At 45.6% G+C, this 2,951-nt stretch carries 3 protein-coding genes; all 3 read right to left on the reverse strand.

Going from position 1 to position 2,951, the window contains the following annotated elements; all coding sequences use genetic code 11:
- The coding region (locus WC614_14085) for a hypothetical protein (GenBank protein MFA5034133.1) at nt 1-286 on the reverse strand (286 nt) is incomplete at its 3' end.
- Nucleotides 287-389: 103 nt separating this feature from the next.
- Entirely contained in the window at nt 390-1,658 is a 1,269-nt protein-coding gene (locus tag WC614_14090; GenBank protein ID MFA5034134.1) for a hypothetical protein, read from the reverse strand.
- A 494-nt stretch (nt 1,659-2,152) separates the two neighbouring features.
- The coding region (locus tag WC614_14095) for a hypothetical protein (protein ID MFA5034135.1) at nt 2,153-2,951 on the reverse strand (799 nt) is incomplete at its 5' end.

Genomic DNA, 2,951 nt, shown 5'->3' on the forward strand with positions numbered 1-2,951 from the left:
TAAAACCGCTTGCCTGTGTAAATGAACCGCCGTCAATTATGTTGGCGCCATTCACATTATTGTTTGCCTGATTGTCCGCCAGCGTAGCGCGTACGTTCATGTTATTAAGGGTAAATATATCGACACCTTCGCGCCCCCGCGCATTATCCAGCTCTTCCAATAACGCTGTTTCGGTCGAAGAAAAAAGTAACTTGTCCTGATTTTGAACCGAACCGGCTTGCGCCGCCTGACTTTGCGCAATAACTACAAGTAGCGTTAAAACGCAGCTCTTTAGAATAGTTCCCATAGCACACTCCTCACATATTTGACGATATGCCAGTTAAGAACCGGTGAGCGATTGCTCACTCACCGGCAAACTGCAATTTATTAACCAATACCGTTAATAAACCTTAAGGTGCAATAGATGCAGTGCCTTGGGTAACCGTTACAGTGCCATCAACCAATACCGATTGTTGCGCTAAACCGCTACCTGAGTTTTGAAAGGTTTGGGTAATACCTGCGTTGCCGACAATCGAGTGATCGATATTATTACCAAATGGGATAGAGGCTAATACCGTAGTATCGGATGGCAAACCAGTTGGATTACCAGTGACTGTACCGGTCAAAGCTTGATTATTGACTTTGTACGTGCTGGTGGCATTGCCACCATTAGCGGCAGCTGATCCGATTCCATTTGAAGCTGCATAGCGGTTATCAGAGCGGTCGCTGTTGTCTGTAGTTGCAGTGCCGCTACCATTAACTGCAGCTGATCCGATGCCATTTGAATTTGCTTGGCTGTTATTAGAGTGGTTGCTGTTGTCCGTAGTTGCATTACCGCCACCATTAGCCGCAGCTGATCCGATGCCATTTGAATTTGCCTGACTATTGTCGGTAGTTGCCGTTGCAGTGCTACCATTATTAGCAGCAGCAGAACCTTGAGCAGTTGCAGAAGCCAAGCTGTGGTCAGAGCGGTCTGAGTAAGCGTTACTACCGTTATTGGCAGCCGCATCGGTTGCAGTAGCCGCACTGTGATCAGAATGATCTGATCGATCTGAGTAAGCGCTACTACCGTTATTGGCAGCAGCGTCGGTTGCACTAGCCGTAGAACGGTCTGATAAAGCGGTACTGCCATTGTTAGCCGCCGCATCAGTTGCAGAAGCTGAACTGTTATCGGAGTTGTCAGTTCTATTATCAGAGTTATTAGTGTTGTCAGTTGTTGTGGCAACGCTGTTATCTGAATTATTGCTGTTATCAGAGTTGTTAGTGTTGTCAGTTGTTGTGGCAACGCTGTTATCTGAATTATTGCTGTTATCAGAGTTGTTAGTGTTGTCAGTTGTTGTGACAGCGCTGTTATCTGAGCTATTGCTGTTATCTGAATTGTTAGTGTTGTCAGAGTTATTAGTGTTATCAGTCGCAGTTGAAAATTCATTTGCAGCTGTACCTGTACCACTTTGGTCACTAGACGCCGTTGCAGTCTGACTGTCAGTTACTGTATCCGCTGTATTAGTAGGATTTGCCCATGCACTAGAAGCTGTGCCCAATGCAAGAAGAATACTTGCAGTTAATATTTTTTTGTTAAATTGTTTCATTGTTATTACTCCATGAACATATTTAAATATAATCAGATGTCGTTCAATAAAAATATCTGATGAGGTTGTAACAACCGCCCATCTCGCCATTTCTGTGAGCTAGCCGGTCATCACAACTACAGTATCCTTAACAGCCGCTTAAATTTCCATAGAGACAAAATCAACAAAACATTAAAAATCAGCAAGATAGGTATAAATACTTAAGGAGTAAGACGAGCATTCAAGAGAACTCATGAACATCCGGCGCTTCGACAAACTCAGCACGAATGGGGAGCGTTATCCACCGGCATACAGTACTGACCCTGTATTGCCCTCGCCTTTGACTTATCAAATCACTAAAATAAAGGGACTTTAACGCTACGGAAAAAACCAGCGCCCTTTCGCGTTCCCTGTCGTAAGTGGCGGGGTCTTGACCGGCATTAGCCGGGAAATTGAAGACGCGGCCATTTCTATCATGACGATAAAAACGGCGCGGTCAATGAAGAATCAGGCTGAACCTGAAATGAAGATACGACGATAATCAGTCGGTTGTTTGTCTAAACAGGTACCCGAACTGCACTGCGGCAGCCCGTACCTCCACCTGGCTATGCTATTTTTTTCAACCACTCTTTAACAACAGGCCAGCCGCGTGTGAGCCATTGTTCTGTTACAAAAGCCGCCGCAGGTTTAATCTTCTTCCCTAGCGTCTTGGCATAAAACCATAACCTGTCCGCAAATGACGCGTCAGTACTATCGCGCATCTGTAAATAACGTGAACCCAAGCCATCAATAAACACCGGTTTAAACAGCCACATTTCCAGAATGGACGTTACCCACATAAACATGAATGAAACGCCCATGCCCATACCGGCAAAAATAACCAACCAGGCAAACATCGGGTGAATCTTGGTCAACCACCATGACAATATATCGGCTACAAGAAACGCATAGGGCATGCCGATAGCAATGCACTTATATTGCGTTGTCGTGGTCTCCGCAAAACTAAAGATAAGCCCCACGAACATAAAGATGAAGCTGATACCGAACATATGCACATGCGAAACCCGTGTTAATGACGCGAATGTAGCCCCCGTATCCTCTGTGGTTAAGGCTTTTAGCGCCTCGAATTGGGTAAAATCCGGTATCCCGGACGCCTCCTTGTTATGGCACATCACGCAACGGCTCTCGATTATTTTGTCGATGCCGTCCGCCTTATAATCATCGCTGTTCGCGCCGTCCCTAACCCATTCCATGATCTTAAAACGTTCCTGTTCCGGGGCATTATCCTTCATCGAACCATTCAGTTTCTGCTCCAAAACCGTGCCTGACCGATTGCCGTAATAACTGTAAACAATATCATCAACGGACAAGCCGAATTTACCGTCCGCCATACCGTGGGTAAAC

Source organism: bacterium, from assembly GCA_041649255.1.
Lineage (GTDB): Bacteria > Hydrothermota > UBA3073 > JACQXS01 > JAQTXJ01 > JAQTXJ01.